This is a genomic window from Psychroserpens mesophilus (genome assembly GCF_050617655.1).
In the GTDB taxonomy this organism is placed as follows: domain Bacteria; phylum Bacteroidota; class Bacteroidia; order Flavobacteriales; family Flavobacteriaceae; genus Psychroserpens; species Psychroserpens mesophilus_A.
In genome coordinates this window covers 1-237 of sequence record NZ_JBODQC010000495.1, presented here as the reverse complement: position 1 = coordinate 237, position 237 = coordinate 1, and the positions used below count along the sequence as shown (strand labels likewise).

General features: G+C 32.9%; 1 pseudogene. It reads right to left on the bottom strand.

The features are described 5' to 3' along the window. Positions 1-237: pseudogene (locus tag ACRHNM_RS18135) on the bottom strand (hydroxymethylglutaryl-CoA lyase); the annotation flags it as partial.

Genomic DNA, 237 nt, shown 5'->3' with positions numbered 1-237 from the left:
TGAAGTGTTACTACAGATTGTGCAATAGTTTTGTGCGTATTACGCATTTGAAAATTTTCTGAAATAGAAAATGGAAATCCTAAATAATCAATTTCAGAATGTATTGAAGCATCATTGGCACCTCTTGTATTGGCTATTATTGCCAGTAATTTGCTCTTGGTTTTAGATAAATCTAACTGCGCTAAAACTTCAGCTGTATCTACGATTTGCGGAATAGCTTTTGGTGATACAAAACTT